Source organism: Aquipseudomonas alcaligenes NBRC 14159, from assembly GCF_000467105.1.
Taxonomy (GTDB): Bacteria; Pseudomonadota; Gammaproteobacteria; order Pseudomonadales; family Pseudomonadaceae; genus Aquipseudomonas; species Aquipseudomonas alcaligenes.
In genome coordinates this window covers 1-15,130 of the sequence record NZ_BATI01000061.1, presented here as the reverse complement: position 1 = coordinate 15,130, position 15,130 = coordinate 1, and the positions used below count along the sequence as shown (strand labels likewise).

The window sequence follows — 15,130 nt, the reverse complement described above, 5'->3', positions numbered from 1 at the left end:
ACTTCACAGGAAGATCATACAACTCTGCAAAATCATGAGCGCAAACCCGAATAGGACGAGGTAACGGTTTTCTGGGATCAATCTGACTAATAGCAGCCAAGACTAGGCGATGTTCATTGAGAGTTAATCTATAGCTTGCTGCGATCAGGCTATTGGACTTTGTGACCTTATGGCACTTATGCATAAGTGCCTCCTCGCTGAGTCATTCGCTCGGACTTCCGAGGTCGACCAGGCTTTCGTTTTGCGACAGGCCCAGCAGAGTCAATTAAGTCGAGTTGAACAACATGCAGCTGCAGCCAACTCTCAACATCCGCACGACGCCACAATAGTCTGCCTGCACCAGGAATGCGGCAAACAGGAGGCAAGCGCGAGGGATTCTTTGAATGCTGGTTTTTGATGGTGCCGGTAGACCGGCCTAGGATCTCAGCGAGATCAGTAACGGTGAGAAGCTTTTCGAGCGACATGATTCATCCTCGCCCGACCAGAAGGTCAGGTTTGGATGGGTCCACGGCAGCGCTGGTGATTGAGCAAGTGGAACTGCTGCTTCAGTTCCAGGATGCGATCATCCAGACGCGGGGTTGTACCCACAGTCGCCCACGCTTTCCTCCGCACCGCGCCGATTATTTTCCGGCCCCATCAATGCCGGTAGCTTGGTGTCAATCAGGCGATTACCCCCGAGAGAGGGCATCCTTTCTTCCGTGACAGTCTCGTCCGCTTACTACTGCCACGGTGCCGGGCCGAGGGACCCTGCTAACCTTCATCGGCTGCCACACCATTAACAGATAGTGGGGGGCCTCAGGCCAGGGCATTTCTCGTACCTCGCCGGCGCGTTCGTATTCAGACTAATCATTGGCAGTCATCCGCGCAACCACCATGGCACACTTTTGTCACACTGAAGCTGTGAATAATGATGATTCAGCGTGATCGACGATTATCGAGAGCGCCGACGCAGCCCAGGGAAATAAAGGGATTTAACGCTTACAGGCTGTACTTTAAGGCCCCGGCATGACGCCAGGCTTTGCAGTTGCACTGCAAAGGCCCGACGGGGAAGGTTTCGCGGATCAGCTGGGGAGGCGTGGGTTGCATCGGGGTTCCTGCGGGTGGGTGGTGGTTTCTGGCAGGTGCAAAGGGTGAGCCCAAGGGGCGGCGTCATTCAAGCCCTGCCGCCGTGTTCATCGCGCCTGCGCAGCCCCGGCGCCCTGGCCCGGCAGCAGGTGTGCGCCGGGCGGGTTCGTTACCAGCGCAGCAGGTAGGGGCCGACGATAGCGCCGAACAGGGCGGGCAGCAGCATGCCGGACAGGTACCAGACGCCCCAGAACGGTACCTCCATTTCCGGGCAGTGCAGGCAGTAGGCCAGGGTTGCGGTGGAGCCGGCAAGCAGGCCGCCGCCTGCGCCTGCCAGGCGCAGACGGGTCGGGGCCAGGCCACGCAAGGCCCAGAACACCGAGATAAAACCCGGCACGGAAAGCATCGCGATGTTGAATGGGCATTCTTTCCAGCTTATGCCCAGCAGCATGGGCATGCGTGCCTCGGTCGGTGCTTGCCACAGGGCCGCTATCGCGGCCAGCCACACAACGATGATGGGCAGACACAGCGACGCCCAGGCCGCACCGCCTTCGACACCCGGCCGAGCCAGGCGCGTGGAAAGCCACAACGAGCCCAGGGCGAGACTCCCGGGCAAGGCGAGCTTGGCCCAGAACACCGGTGTGCGCGCCACTTCGGCCAGGTCTGGCCGCACCCCGAAATACAACGCCATCAGCACAACTGCCGCGACACCGCCGACGAGCAGTGCCAGGGCGAAACGCTTGGCCATGGCCAGCCTGTCCATTGCAGGCTCACCCGCAGCAAGCATGGAAATCAGGTCATCCGTTTTCATGGCTCTGTTTACCTCTGATCACCATCGCCAGCGCTTTCAGGCCGCGATGGATACCTACCTTGACCGCAGAACTGGAAAGACCGGTCAGTTGAGCCGTTTCCTCTACCGAACGGCCTTCCAGTTTCACATGAATGATGGGCAGACGCTGACGCTCGGGCAGGTGCTGTAACAGCTTGCCCAGATCACGCCGGGCCTCCGCCGGGCGGCTATCCTCCACCTCGAACATGTCTTCGTCCAGCGAATCGGACAGCGCATCGCGGCGGGCGAACGCACGGAAGTGATCGGCCAGCTTGTAGCGGGCGATCGCCTGCACCCACACGGTCAGCGGCTGTTCGGCGCGATAGGTGTGCCTTGCGTTGTGCACGGCCAGCAGTACCTCTTGCAACAGGTCCTCGACCTCTCCCGGGCGCTGCGCCAGGCGTCGGCGAAGGAAACCGCGCAGGTGCGAACTGAGCGCGGTGAGGAATTCGCGGTATGCGGCCTCGTCGCCAGCCAACCCACCCAGAAGCAATGACTGCAGGCGCTCTTCGCGCGTGGCCATGACCTCATAGCTTGTAGTTCGCTCCATTGGCCGCCTTAGTTACACCGCAGGTGGATATTTTTCATTGAGCCCAGACTGCATCATATCGGCCGCAACGCCAAAGGTTTCAATCGGCGCAGGTGCACCGAAAGAAATCTCAACATTTTTCTGCCGCGCTGTAACCGTATCGACTGCTACGACGAATTACCTGTCGGACCGTCACACCGAGCTGACGGCCATCCAGTCCATTACGGAGATATGCCATGAAAAGCATCGCCCTCGCTACCGCCGCACTCGCCCTCGCCTCCATTGCATCCACCGCCATGGCCGACAACCAGGCCACGCCAAGCGTGGAAAAATGCTACGGCGTGTCCCTGGCCGGCAAGAACGACTGCGCCGCCGGTGCCGGCACCAGTTGCGCCGGCACCTCCAAGGTCGACTACCAGGGCAATGCCTGGAAGAACGTCCCGGCAGGCACCTGCACCTCGATCAAGACCCCCAAGGGCATGGGTTCGCTCACGCCGATCAAGTCCTGACCCACGGGGTTGCCGACCACGCCCGCACGGCACCGATGCGTGGCGTGGCCGGCGCACCGCTTTAGCACCGCCTGCCCGTCACCACGCTGCGCCCATGCAGGCCGCAGCCCGGCGGGATGCAAGCACCAACGTTGTGTATTCCCTGACGCCTTGCCGATACGACAGGCAACGCGCCAGGCCGTTTCAACGATCAGGGAGCGTTCAGCATGTTCGCCGTAGTGGGTCGGTTCTTCGGTAAGTCAGTCCATGGCAAATTGACCCTGGGCTTTGGCGCGGTGCTACTGCTATCGATCACGCTGTCCGGGATCGCCCTGCGCAGCATCAATCAATTGACCGACCGCAGCGAAGCGCTGGTCGAGAGTGCCTCTCTCGCCACCCTGATCGCGGCGGTTCGCCTCAAGGAAAACGAATTCGACCGCAATGGCCAGAGCAGTGCTGCCCAGGCCTACACCCGCGAGGTCGAGAAGCTGGGTGCGCGGGTGAATGAAATCCGCGCCAGCCTGGGCCCCGAGGCCAGCGAAACCCTGGATCACATCAGCGCCGTGGCGGGAGACTACGAACAAGCATTCGACAAGCTGGTAACGGCACGCCACCAGGCGACAAGCGCAGAAAAGGCCATGCTCCCCGCCATCGAGGCCATCGAGCAGCACTTCGGCAATGTCCGCCAGGCACTGTTTGACCTGCTGCCGGGCGGCGACCCGCAGAGCATCGAGCGGGCGCGCATGATCGTTGAGCTCGAAACCATCATTTCCCGGCTGCGCGAGCAGGTCCAGAGCTACATCGCCCGCCCCACAGCCGAAGGCGAACAGCGGGTGGCCCAGACCGCCGACAGCATACGCAATCGCGGCAATGAACTGTGGGAGCGGCTACCCAACGACACCCTGCAGGCGCAACTGGTGGAAGGGTTGCGGGCCGTGCTGGCCTACCAGGACCGGGTAAAGGAGTTGCAAAGCAGCGTGAGCCAGAGCGAATCGGTGAAGCAGACCCTGCTCGCACACTCCGAGGAGCTGCAACGACTCGCCACGATCGCCTACCAGCAACAGGTGCAGGGGCGCGATACCGATGTGCGCTCCGCCCATGGCGAACTGCTGGTGGCCCAGGCACTGGCATTGCTGCTGGGCCTCGGCGCCGCCTGGCTGATCACCCGGCAGATCGTGCCGCAACTGCATCGGGCCCTGGCCCTGGCACGGCACATCGCCGCCGGGGACCTCACCGGCAACCTGGACCATCGCCTGCACGATGAACTGGGTCAGTTGATGGATGCCATGCGGGAAATGGCGCGTCATCTCAGGCAGATCATAGGCCATATCGGTGCGAGCACCGAACGCCTGACGGTATCGGCGACCGACCTGTCGGGCGTGGCGACCCGCAGCAGTGCCGGGCTCAGCGACCAGCGCCACCAGACCGAACAGGTGGCGACGGCCATGGGCGAAATGGTCGCCAGCGCCCGGCATGTGGCCGAGGACGCGCGCCAGGCCTCACAGTTGGCGATCACCACCGAAGCCCGCAGCGTCGAGGGCGACCGGGTCATCAGAGAAGCGGTCGAGCAATTCGAAGCCCTGGCCAGCAATGTGCAGGTGTGCAACCAGGCCATGGCCCGCCTGCGCCATGATGGCGAGCGCATCAGTGGTGTACTCAACGTGATTCGTGACGTCGCCGACAAGACCAACCTGCTGGCGCTCAATGCCGCAATCGAAGCCGCCCGCGCCGGTGAATCGGGGCGCGGGTTCGCCGTGGTCGCCGATGAAGTGCGGGCGCTGGCGCAGCGCACCCAGAGTTCCACGCGGGAAATCGAAGCGCTGGTCCATGCCCTGCACACCGGCACCCAGGAAGCCACCACGCTGATGGAGCGCAGCGAAAGCATGAGCCACACCAGCGTGCAGCTTGCGCACAGCGCCGGGCATGTACTCGAGGAAATCCGTGAGTCGGTGGCGTCGATCCAGGCGGCCAACCAACAGATCGTCGTCGCCGCAGACCGGCAGACACAGCTTTCCGAGCATATCAACGAAAACATCACCACCGTGCGCAGCATCACCGAAAACTCGACCAAGGCGGGTGCTCGCATCGCCTCGGCCAGCCAGGAGCTCTCCAGCCTGGGCGCAGAACTGAACGAGCTGATACGGCACTTCACGTTCTAGGCATTCGACTGAAACCATACGGCCCGACCAAGGAACGCCTATGAACATTCTCCACTTGCTGGGCAAGCGCCCCGCGCGCCCTGTCATCGACGAAGCCTTGCTGTCCAGCCTGCTGACGCTGGCCTGGGTCGTGGAAGCCCGCGATCCCTACACCGGCGGCCATCTCTGGCGCGTTGCCCAATACTGTGCGCTGCTGGCCGAAAAAAGCGGCTTCGCACCAGCGGAGGTGGCGCGCCTTGCCCTGGGTGGTTTCGTTCACGACCTGGGCAAGGTCGGCATCCCGGATGCCATATTGAGAAAGCCCGGCCCGCTGAACGATGACGAATACGCGGTGATCCGCACGCACCCGGAAATCGGCCGGCGCATGCTCGAAACCCATCCGATAGCCGCGCTGGTGATGGATGCCGTGGCCTCGCACCACGAAACCCCAGACGGCAGCGGTTATCCCCACGGGCTCGGCGCAGCGGATATTTCCACGATGGCCGCCATTACCGGTATCTGTGACGCCTTCGACGCCATGACCAGCTCCCGCGCCTACCGCCCGGGCATGCCGCTGGACAGGGCGCTGGGCATCATCGGTCAGAACCTCGGCACGCAGTTCAATACGCACTATGGCCGCCTGTTCATCGAACTGGGGCACGAGGGCCTGCTCGACGCCGTAATGGGGCATACCGACGCGGGCATTCCCCTGCGTCGCTGCGCGATGTGCGGCCCTACCGTGGTCCTACAGCAGGCTCACGTCGAGGGCGATCATGTCTTCTGCCCTTCGTGCGCCAGCGGCTACGAGTTGGTTCGCCCCACCCCGGACGCTGCCCTGGCACTGCGTGCAACCGGGCAAACCGGCAGCGCGGACGACCTTGCGCCCCAACCCGATACCGACCTGCTCGCCCGCCTGGCCCGGCAATTCAGCCCGGCCCGTGGCCCGGCCTGAGCCGACAGCCCCTACCAGCGCAACACACAACGCCCCAGCAACGCCCCCAATGCGGTGGGCAGGGCCATGCCCAGCACATACCAGACGCCCCAGAACGGCACGGTCATTTCCGGGCAGTGCAGGCAATAGACCAGGGTGGCCAGCGTACCGGCCAATGCACCGGCACCCGCCCCGGCCAGGGGCAGCCGGGTGGGCGCCAGGCCGCGCAGCGCCCAGGAAAAGGCAACGATACCGGGGAGCGAGAGCAGCAGGATCTTGAACGGGCAACCCTTCCAGGTTCTACCCAGGGTCAATGGCAAGCGGGCGGCCAGCGGTGCCTCCAGCAGGGTATAGGCACTGGCCAACCACAGCACCAGCAACGGTATGCACAGCATGACCCAGGCGCCGCCGACCCGCCCGCCCGGACACGCGGTGCGCCGCGTCAGGTACAGCGCCCCCGGCAGCAACGCGACCGGCAACGCCAGCTTGGCGTAGAAAAGCGGCAAGCGAGCCACCTGCGCCAGATCGGGACGTACCCCGAACAGCAGGGTCATCAGCAACGCGGCCCCCAGGACACTGACCACCAGCGCCAGGGCAAAGCGCTTGCCGAACAGGTGCTTGTCGACCGCCGGCACACCGGTCGCCAGCAGGGTAATCAGCTCGTCAGTCCTCATCGTCCAACTACCTCTGCTACCCGATGCCAAGCGGGCCTTGGCACCAGCGGGCGCCCGGCCATCGAAGCCATGTGCGGCCGAGCGCGGTGCCGTTGGCACCGGCCAGGCCCTGTGGAGGTAGTTCGCTGCCAAGGGGGTAACGGTTACAGCCTGGGTGAATTTTCCCGCGCTGTAGCACCAGGTGGTTGCGCCCCCGGGGCATGGGCAGGCGTCAAGGCGGCGAGCGTGAGCACGTCGAAGGAAATATTCGATGTGCTGTAACCAAGTGCGCCGCCAGAGCGAATTACTGGTCGGACCGTCACGTTGCGCTGGCGGCCATTGAGCCTCTCACGGAGATACACCATGAAAAGCTTCGCCCTCGCTACCGCCGCACTCGCCCTCGCCTCCATTGCATCCACCGCCATGGCCGACAACCAGGCCACGCCAAGCGTGGAAAAATGCTACGGCGTCTCCCTGGCCGGCAAGAACGACTGCGCCGCCGGTGCCGGCACCAGCTGCGCCGGCACCTCCAAGGTCGACTACCAGGGCAATGCCTGGAAGAACGTCCCGGCAGGCACCTGCACCTCGATCAAGACCCCCAAGGGCATGGGCTCGCTCACGCCGATCAAGTCCTGAGCGCAGGCGCCGCCGATCATGCACGCTCCTATGCCACTGGGTGCCGGCCTTGGTTTGAAGGCCGAGCACTACGACGCCGCCCGGGACTGCAGCGCAGCCGGGCTGTGGTTTGAGGTCCACCCAGAGAACTACATGGTTGGCGGTGCTCGCCTGGCCCACCTGGAAGCGGTGGGCGAACGGCATCCGCTGTCGCTGCACGGGGTCTCCCTGTCCCTGGCGGCGGACGCCGCCCCCGACCCGACGCACCTCCAGCGCCTGCGCAGGCTGGCAGACCACGTGCGACCGGCGCTGGTATCCGAACACCTCGCCTGGTCCACCTGGCGCAATCACTATTACCCGGACCTGTTGCCATTCCCGCGCAGCCACGAGGCCCTGGTACGCATCGCAGACAACATACAGCGTACCCAGGATGCCCTGGGGCGCAGCATTGCCATCGAAAATCCCAGCCATTACCTGCACCTGGACGGCCACGACTGGGATGAAATCGACTTTCTCACCGAGCTGACGCAGCGCACTGGTTGCGCCCTGCTGCTCGACATCAACAACGTGCACGTCAGCGCGCACAACATCGATTTTGATCCGGCCGCCTACATCGATCGCTTCCCGGGCCAGGCCGTCGCGGAGATTCATCTGGCGGGGCACAGCCATGACGCCGGCGGTGCGTTGCTCATCGACTCCCACGACGCCCCGGTCGCTGACCCGGTCTGGGCCCTGTATCAGCGCTTGATCCAGCGCATCGGCCCGCGCCCGACGCTGATCGAGCGCGATGACAACGTACCCGCGTTCACGGCATTGCTCGGCGAACGCGCGCACGCCCAGGCCATGCTCGACCGACTGGGAGCGACGCAATGATCAGACGTCTCGAACACTTCCAGGACGCCTTCATCGAGGCCTTGCAGGTACGTGCCGCCCCGGAACTGTCCGCCCTCACCGCGCAACCCGGCTTTCAGGTGTACCGCAATACCGTACTCAAGGGCTGCGTCGAGGCGCTGTGTGACAACTTCCCCAGCGTCGAACGCCTGGTCGGCCGTGACTGGCTGCGCGCGGCGGCGGTCGTTCATGCCAACGCCTGCGCACCAAGCGATGCCCGCCTGATCTTCTACGGGGCGGACTTTCCCGCGTTTCTCGCGGCCTTCGAGCCGGCCCGGGAGCTGCCCTACCTGGGCCCGGTGGCCCAACTCGACTACCTGTGGATAGAGGCCTTCTGTGCCGTGCAGGAGCCCGCGCTGGAACTTGCCAGCCTGGCCGGCGTGTCGCCCGAGGCACTGGCAACCTGTCACCTGCGCCCGCGCGCCAGCGCACGCTGGCGGTGGTTCGACGAGCAACCGATCTACAGCCTCTGGCGCTGCAACCGCGAAGGGGTGGACCTGCCTGACAACCTGCCCTGGCAGGGCGAAGGCGCTTTGCTGGTGGGCCATTGCGATGGCGTCACCTGGCACGCGCTCGAACCCGCTGGCTGCGTGTTTCTGGACGCCTGCGCTGCCGGACACGATCTGGAGCGGGCCTCGGCCCTGGCCTTGCAGCGGCAAGGCGACCTGGACTTTACCGACCTGCTCAGCCGCTTGCTGGGTGCCCGCGTGTTCTCTCCCCTTGTTCTTGCATGAAGGAAATAGCCATGGATATCACCCAGCCGTCGTCCAACAACAGCCGCGCCACAGTGCGTCAACGCTGGGACCAGGTGTGCGACCTGCTTCAGCGCCTGATCAGCGACTCGACGCTCAGCCTGGTGGCGCGCATCAGCGTTGCGGCGATCTTCTTTCTCTCGGGGCGCACCAAGGTCGAGGGGCTGTTGACCATCACCCCCGGTACCTATGAGCTGTTTCGTAGCGAATACGCCCTGCCGCTGCTGTCACCGCACCTGGCCGCCCACCTGGCGACCTATGCCGAGCATGTGTTTCCGCTGCTGCTGATCGTCGGCCTGTTCTCGCGCCTGTCTGCCCTGGCGCTGCTGGGCATGACTGCGGTCATCCAGGTATTCGTCTACCCCGATGCCTGGCCAACGCACCTGTCCTGGGCCGGATTGCTGCTGGTCATCATCGGCCGGGGCGCCGGGGCGTGGTCGCTGGACAGGCTGCTGCGCATTCGCTGAATGCGACTGGCGCAGGCAATGCTGTGCGCTTCAGGTCGTGGGCGCTCCGTGCCCCTCTACCGTTTATGAGAGAGGGGCAGGAACCGAGGCCCACGGCTGAATGCATCAAGGCTATTACGGCAGGTACGGCAGGCTCAGGGGCTCATTGCCCGGCCGGTACATTGCCCGCCGTCTGCCCGAAGAGGATCTTCTTGCCCGCCTCGGTCACCGTCGGGCGGCTGGAGAACGGCTCACCCCTGGCGTAGGCCCTGACCGTGGCCGGGCGCTGGGCGATGGCCTCGAACCAGCGGCGCACATGGGGGAAGTCGTCGAGGTTCTGCTGCTGGTTCTTCCACGGCACGATCCAGGGGTAGCACGCCATGTCGGCAATGCTGTACTGCTCGCCGGCAACGAAGGTGCTGTCCGCCAGGCGACGATCCAGCACGCCATAGAGGCGGTTGGTTTCGTTGACGTAGCGGTTGATCGCGTAGGGGATCTTTTCCGGTGCATAGATCCCGAAATGATGGTTCTGCCCGGCCATCGGCCCAAGCCCGCCCATTTGCCAGAACAGCCATTCCGTCACCGTCTTGCGGCCACGCAGGTCGGTGGGCAGGAACAACCCGGTTTTTTCCGCCAGGTACAGCAGGATGGCGCCGGATTCGAACACCGTCACTGCTTCCCCGCCATCGGCCGGCGCAGTGTCGATGATGGCGGGCATGCGGTTGTTCGGCGAGAACGCGAGGAAATCGGGCTTGAACTGGTCGCCCGCGCTGATATCCACCGGATGGATGCGGTAGTCCAGGCCGGCCTCTTCCAGAAACAGGGTGATCTTGTGGCCGTTGGGTGTTGGCCAGTAGTAGAGCTCGATCATCGTTGGTGGTCCCCGTGAAGGTTCAAGTGACTGTCAAGCAGGGTCAGCGCTGGCCGTACCATGCCTTCGAGCAGTTCACGCTCCGGCCGCGTTCGGGCCAGGACGCGAACGCCCAGGAGAATGCCCAGCAGCAGGCGCGCCAGATCGTCCGCCGGCTGCGCGCAGGTAATGGCGCCGCTGTGCTGGCCGGCCAGCACGCAGCGCCGGAAAAAGGCCTCGATCTGTATCAGGACAGCAGCCACGGCGCGCTGGAAGTCGGGGTCGTCCGGTGAGGCCTCAAGGGCGGAATTCACCAGCATGCAACCCTTGTGCTGGGGGTCGTTGAGCGAGCGTTCGAGTATCTCGTCGAAGAACGCCTCGATGGCCTGGCGCGGCGGCAGGACGCCTTCGAATCGCCGCACCCGGTCGGCAAAACCCTCTTCGACGTAATGGTCCAGCGCACGGCGATACAGCGAGCGCTTGTCGCCAAAAGCGTTGTACAGGCTGGCACTGGTCAGCCCCATGCCCTGGGCCAGGTCACGCACCGAAGTGGCCTCATAGCCACGGGCCCAGAAACATTGAACGGCTGCATCGAGCACCGCCCTCTCATCGAACTCTCTTGGCCGAGCCATCCGTACTCCCATTGCCAGGCCAACACAGGTGTTGCCCTTTTTCTGTAGACGGCCCTATTCTAGATCGAACGATCTAAAACACAAGACAGGACCCCACCCGCATGATTCATTTCTACTACCACCCCACGCCCAACCCGGCCAAGGTCGCCCTGTTTCTGGAAGAAACCGGGCTGCCCTACCAGCTGGTTCCTCTCGATACCGGCAAGGGCGAACAGCACACCGCGCAGTTCCGGGCCATCAACCCCAATGGCAAGGTCCCGGCCATCGTCGACAGCGAAGGCCCCGGTGGCCGCGAGGCACGGGTGTTCGATTCGACCGCCATCCTGCTCTACCTCGGCGAAAAGACCGGGCAGCTCATGGGCGCGCCGACCGACAAACCCGAACTGCTGTCGTGGCTGATGTTCATCGCCACGGGTATCGGGCCGTTCTCCGGCCAGGCCGTGCACTTCCAGTATGCCGCGCCGGAGAGCATCCCCTATGCAATCAACCGTTACCGGCGCGAAGCCGAACGGCACTACCAGGTGCTGGATGAGCACCTCGCCGGGCGCGACTACATCGTGGGCGACAGCTACACCCTGGCGGACATCTCAGCCTGGGGCTGGATCGACCGTGCCTCGCGCGTGCTCAAGGGCGAAAGCGACCCGCTGGCCGCCTACCCCAACATCCAGCGCTGGTTCCAGGCCATCGATGCGCGCCCGGCGGCGGCCCGTGCCCGTGAAGTGGGCAAGGACCACGCCTTCAAGAAAGACCTCGACGAGCAGATGCGCCGCGCGCTGTTCCCCTCCAACTACCCGGCGTAAGCCTCACCGGGTCAGCGTGCCCAGCGCACGCTGACCCCCGGACACGATCCCCAGAGAGGTGTGGCATGCAACCCATTGAAGGCATCGTTTTTGATCTCTACGGCACGTTGTACGACGTGCACTCCGTCGTCCAGGCCTGCGAAAGCGCCTACCCGGGCCAGGGTGAGGCCATCTCCCGCCTGTGGCGACAGAAGCAGCTCGAATACACCTGGCTGAGCAGCCTCATGGGCCGCTATGCCAGCTTCGAGCAACGAACCGAAGAAGCCCTGCGCTACACCTGCAAGCACCTGGGGCTCGCCACGGATGAAACCACTCTGCGGCAGCTCGGCCAGGCCTACCTGCACCTGGCTCCCCACCCGGACACGACCGCGGCCTTGCGGCGGCTGAAAGCAAGCGGCCTGCCCATGGCCATCGCCTCCAACGGCTCGCACCACTCCATCGAGCAGGTCGTCAGCCACTCGGACATGGGCTGGGCATTCGACCACCTGATCAGTGTCGAAACGGTCAAGGTGTTCAAGCCGGACAACCGCGTCTACAGCCTGGCCGAACAAACCATGGCCATCCCCAGGGACAGGCTGCTGTTCGTCTCGTCCAACAGTTGGGATGCGACCGGCGCCCGGCACTTCGGCTTTCCGGTGTGCTGGGTCAATCGTCAGGGGGCCGTGTTCGATGAATTGGGCGCCACCCCGACCCGTGAAGTACGTGACCTGGGCGAGATGAGCGACTGGCTGCTCGATTGAAGCTGTCCGCGCGAACGGCGCCCATGGATGATGGCCGGGGCGCCGTTCGGGCCAGGGCTGCTAGTGAACAAGGCGAATGCCGTCGATGCGTACCTGTTCCCCAGGCGAGAAGGCTTGCCCCGGCGTACGGAAACGCTCGCGAGTGCCGTCATCGTTTTTCACCCTGTAGGCGTTTTCACTCAGGCCCGCCGATGCCATCGCTGCGCGGTGGGCTCAGAGGTTGTCGCTGTCGGTCAGGTAATTGACCAGGCGCCGAAGCCAGGGCGCGATCAACAGCACCACCGGAATCATCATCAGCCAGGACAACACCCAGGCCTTCGACCAGTGCCCCATGAACCGTTCCACGGGAAACAGCGGACGGCTGGCAATTGCCGAGGCAATCGCACAGGTAATGGCCGACTGCAACAACGCAAAAAGATGGTGCCCGTGGCGTTTCGATAGCTTGATCACTGTACATGCCCCCTGGTTACGGGAAGCGCGCCATGCGCCTCCGCCTCGATGCCCTCAACGCGTGAACGCCACAAAGGCGCCTGGCATGGCTGTTATCCTGCCGCGAATGCGCACAGTGGTTTTATCCGTCCGTGCAGAACATTTTACCGATTGTCCCCACTGCGCATTCTATGCGGAACGAGCCTGGAGGCAATGCGCTCGCCTGGCCGGGTCATCGCGACCACCGATGAGTCACCGCGACCACAAAAACTCCAGGTCATAACGACAACAAAAATCACAACCTACTGTTTTTAAACAACTTATATACTGGCATGGTTTGTGTTCAGCACAGTGCTCACCCACTGAATGCAAGGACAAACCATGCAGCACAACGAATTCGACAATCGCCTGGCTGTGGTCACCGGTGCCAGCTCGGGCATCGGTTACGCGTTGACGACCGGCCTGCTCCAGGCCGGGGCCAGGGTGTTGGCCATGAGCCGTCACCAGGGTGAGCTGGGGGCTTTGCAGGAACACTACGGAGAACGACTGACCTGGCTTGAAGGCGACATCAGCCGCGCCGACGACCTCGCCAGGCTGGCCCGGTATGCGCACACCCTGGGCCCGATACACTACCTGGCCCCCAATGCCGGGATCGCCCAGTTGGCCGATGGCCTGGATGCCGCAGCCTTCGAGCGGCAATGGGCCGTCAATGGCGCGGGCGCGCTCAATACCCTGGCCAGCCTGAAAGCCCACCTGGCCCGCCCAGCCTCGGTCGTGTTCACCGGCACCTTTCTCTCGCAGGCAACCTTTCCCGGCCTCGCCGCCTACATTGCCTCCAAGGCGGCCCTGAAAGCCTTTGCGCGCAACCTGGCCGTCGAGCTGGCAGCCGACGACATCCGGGTCAACATGGTATCGCCAGGGCCCACGGCAACACCGATCTGGGGCACCCTGCAACTCAGCGACGACGCGCTGGCGGCGGTGGCCAAGACAGTGGAACAGCGTTTGTTGAATGGGGCATTTCTCGAACCCGCCATGATCGCCGACGCCATGCTGCACCTGCTGTCGCTGGGCGCACGGGGCATCCACGGGCAGGACCTGATCGTCGACAACGGCTACACCCTGCGCTGACCATGGCATGCGCCGGCAGGGCATATGCCCTGCGGTGCATGTTCATCGCAGCAAGGCCGCCATCAGGCGGCCGTCAGGCGCACTCAGGCAAACTGGCTGAACGACATATTGTCGTCCACATTATTGCCGGTACTGGCTGTGGTCGGACCACCCACCAGTTGGCCGCCCCAGGGATTGCTCTTCGGTTCGCCCTCATTGATGGCGACCTGCGAACGCTCCTTGATGGGGGAACCGCAGAATTCGGAAAAAATCGTACGCTAAGCTAACGGTGTTCTCGTGACAGCTCTTTGACTAGGCTTTCTAAGGCCATTCTGATAGCCCTGACTTCCTGAAAAGCCATGGCTAAAATTTGTGCGGCTAAAAGGGATAACCGATGGTAAAGTAAGTTATCCCTGTCGAGATACTGAAAAGCGTTATCCTCGTTTTTCCCAAAACTGTTTTGCCAGTTCGCTCAGAGCGCTAGTTAACTGAGCGACAGATTTCGCACTTTGCAAATTATTCTGCCCGGTCTGTACATTGGTATCAGCAGCATCGCGTATATTGATAATACTGCGGTTTATGTCTTCACTTACTGCTCCCTGCTGCTCGACCGCAGTCGCTATTTGCGCGTTCATGTCGGTAATTTCGTTAACACGTTGGCCAATTCCATCAAGAGCTGTAGCTGCTTCCTCTGCGTGAGCTACACTCGTGTGCGCTTGCCGACTACTTTGCTCCATGACTGTAACAGCGGATTGCGCTCGCTCTTGTAGAGCGCTGATCATGCTTTGAATATCCGTTGTCGATTGCTGGGTGCGAGCAGCAAGACTGCGAACCTCATCGGCGACAACAGCAAAACCACGCCCCTGCTCACCAGCACGCGCGGCCTCAATTGCTGCGTTGAGTGCCAACAAATTCGTTTGCTCGGCGATCCCTCGTATAACGTCAAGAACTTTTGATATCTCGTTACTTTGACCTTCAAGCTCATGAATAACCTGAGCGGCTTGCCTAATTTCACCTTCAAGGGCAATGATTGACTGGCTTGTGTGGGCTACCAGACGCTGGCCAGATGCCGTCTCAGTGTCTGCTCTTCCGGCCGCATCTGCAGCATGCTGTGCATTGCTCGCAACCTCTTGAATGCTTGCCGCCATTTGGTTTACTGCCGTTGCTATTTGATCTGTCTCTGCCTGCTGCTCAACTGTAAGTACATTGCTTGACTCAATATCCTTTAGTAGGGG

Annotated in this window: 19 protein-coding genes; 10 read left to right on the top strand and 9 right to left on the bottom strand. The window is 63.0% G+C overall.

The genetic code is table 11. The features are described 5' to 3' along the window. From PA6_RS23135 to PA6_RS21340, 4 genes are all read right to left on the bottom strand, one after another. Window positions 1-184: replication initiation protein (locus PA6_RS23135; RefSeq protein ID WP_021703085.1), on the bottom strand; the 184-nt coding region annotated here is incomplete at its 3' end. Then, window positions 177-464 carry a helix-turn-helix transcriptional regulator gene (locus tag PA6_RS24700; RefSeq protein ID WP_073656513.1) on the bottom strand — a complete coding sequence of 96 codons (288 nt, stop codon included), beginning with the start codon at window positions 462-464 and terminating at the stop codon, window positions 177-179. The genes PA6_RS23135 and PA6_RS24700, both read right to left, overlap by 8 nt. A gap of 770 nt (window positions 465-1,234) precedes the next feature. Then, the gene (locus PA6_RS21345; RefSeq protein ID WP_021703084.1) at window positions 1,235-1,876 is read right to left on the bottom strand and encodes a DUF1109 domain-containing protein; all 642 of its coding nucleotides are present in this window, start codon (window positions 1,874-1,876) and stop codon (window positions 1,235-1,237) included. Then, a complete protein-coding gene (locus PA6_RS21340; protein WP_034011917.1) occupies window positions 1,863-2,444 on the bottom strand; it encodes a sigma-70 family RNA polymerase sigma factor in 582 nt (193 codons plus the stop codon). Before PA6_RS21340 ends, PA6_RS21345 begins: the two co-directional genes overlap by 14 nt. A 215-nt stretch (window positions 2,445-2,659) precedes the next feature. Here PA6_RS21340 and PA6_RS21335 point away from each other — a divergent pair, with 215 nt between their 5' ends. The 3 genes from PA6_RS21335 to PA6_RS21325 all read left to right on the top strand — a co-directional run bounded on the left by PA6_RS21335 (window position 2,660) and on the right by PA6_RS21325 (window position 6,001). Further along, complete coding sequence (locus tag PA6_RS21335) at window positions 2,660-2,932, top strand: BufA1 family periplasmic bufferin-type metallophore (protein WP_021703082.1); 273 nt, start codon at window positions 2,660-2,662, stop codon at window positions 2,930-2,932. Window positions 2,933-3,138: 206 nt separating this feature from the next. Further along, on the top strand, window positions 3,139-5,070 hold the full coding sequence (locus tag PA6_RS24825) for a methyl-accepting chemotaxis protein (RefSeq protein ID WP_021703081.1): 1,932 nt from the start codon (window positions 3,139-3,141) through the stop codon (window positions 5,068-5,070). 40 nt (window positions 5,071-5,110) lie between these two features. Beyond that, window positions 5,111-6,001: an HD-GYP domain-containing protein gene (locus PA6_RS21325; RefSeq protein ID WP_021703080.1), complete on the top strand. Its 891-nt coding sequence runs from the start codon at window positions 5,111-5,113 to the stop codon at window positions 5,999-6,001. 11 nt (window positions 6,002-6,012) lie between these two features. Here the strand turns inward: PA6_RS21325 and PA6_RS21320 are convergent, their stop codons facing one another. After that, a complete protein-coding gene (locus PA6_RS21320; RefSeq protein ID WP_021703079.1) occupies window positions 6,013-6,654 on the bottom strand; it encodes a DUF1109 domain-containing protein in 642 nt (213 codons plus the stop codon). A gap of 342 nt (window positions 6,655-6,996) precedes the next feature. On the opposite strand from PA6_RS21320, the gene PA6_RS21315 reads away from it, so the two are divergent. From PA6_RS21315 to PA6_RS21300, 4 genes are read left to right on the top strand one after another with little or no spacing between them, the layout of a single operon-like run. Beyond that, window positions 6,997-7,269, top strand: a complete 273-nt coding sequence (locus PA6_RS21315; RefSeq protein ID WP_021703078.1) for a BufA1 family periplasmic bufferin-type metallophore — start codon at window positions 6,997-6,999, stop codon at window positions 7,267-7,269. Between the two features lie 18 nt (window positions 7,270-7,287). Continuing rightward, window positions 7,288-8,121, top strand: a complete 834-nt coding sequence (gene bufB, locus PA6_RS21310; protein WP_021703077.1) for an MNIO family bufferin maturase — start codon at window positions 7,288-7,290, stop codon at window positions 8,119-8,121. Beyond that, window positions 8,118-8,873 carry an HvfC/BufC N-terminal domain-containing protein gene (locus PA6_RS21305; protein ID WP_021703076.1) on the top strand — a complete coding sequence of 252 codons (756 nt, stop codon included), beginning with the start codon at window positions 8,118-8,120 and terminating at the stop codon, window positions 8,871-8,873. The genes bufB and PA6_RS21305 overlap by 4 nt, the downstream gene beginning before the upstream one ends. An 11-nt stretch (window positions 8,874-8,884) precedes the next feature. Continuing rightward, window positions 8,885-9,358: a DoxX family protein gene (locus PA6_RS21300; RefSeq protein WP_021703075.1), complete on the top strand. Its 474-nt coding sequence runs from the start codon at window positions 8,885-8,887 to the stop codon at window positions 9,356-9,358. Window positions 9,359-9,500: 142 nt separating this feature from the next. On the opposite strand, the gene PA6_RS21295 is transcribed toward PA6_RS21300, so the two are convergent. Continuing rightward, window positions 9,501-10,208: a glutathione binding-like protein gene (locus PA6_RS21295; RefSeq protein ID WP_021703074.1), complete on the bottom strand. Its 708-nt coding sequence runs from the start codon at window positions 10,206-10,208 to the stop codon at window positions 9,501-9,503. Next, window positions 10,205-10,786 carry a TetR/AcrR family transcriptional regulator gene (locus tag PA6_RS21290; protein WP_236081186.1) on the bottom strand — a complete coding sequence of 194 codons (582 nt, stop codon included), beginning with the start codon at window positions 10,784-10,786 and terminating at the stop codon, window positions 10,205-10,207. The genes PA6_RS21295 and PA6_RS21290 overlap by 4 nt, the downstream gene beginning before the upstream one ends. Window positions 10,787-10,920: 134 nt before the next feature. On the opposite strand from PA6_RS21290, the gene PA6_RS21285 reads away from it, so the two are divergent. Then, window positions 10,921-11,619: a glutathione S-transferase family protein gene (locus PA6_RS21285; protein WP_021703072.1), complete on the top strand. Its 699-nt coding sequence runs from the start codon at window positions 10,921-10,923 to the stop codon at window positions 11,617-11,619. Between the two features lie 65 nt (window positions 11,620-11,684). After that, window positions 11,685-12,359, top strand: coding sequence for a haloacid dehalogenase type II (locus PA6_RS21280; protein ID WP_021703071.1), 675 nt, complete (start codon window positions 11,685-11,687; stop codon window positions 12,357-12,359). 213 nt (window positions 12,360-12,572) lie between these two features. Here the strand turns inward: PA6_RS21280 and PA6_RS23125 are convergent, their stop codons facing one another. Then, entirely contained in the window at window positions 12,573-12,809 is a 237-nt protein-coding gene (locus PA6_RS23125; RefSeq protein WP_021703070.1) for a DUF2798 domain-containing protein, read from the bottom strand. 360 nt (window positions 12,810-13,169) lie between these two features. On the opposite strand from PA6_RS23125, the gene PA6_RS21270 reads away from it, so the two are divergent. After that, window positions 13,170-13,916: an SDR family NAD(P)-dependent oxidoreductase gene (locus PA6_RS21270; RefSeq protein WP_021703069.1), complete on the top strand. Its 747-nt coding sequence runs from the start codon at window positions 13,170-13,172 to the stop codon at window positions 13,914-13,916. A 413-nt stretch (window positions 13,917-14,329) separates the two neighbouring features. Here PA6_RS21270 and PA6_RS23120 read toward each other — a convergent pair. Continuing rightward, a partial coding sequence (locus tag PA6_RS23120) for a methyl-accepting chemotaxis protein (protein ID WP_021703068.1) occupies window positions 14,330-15,130 on the bottom strand: 801 nt, incomplete at its 5' end.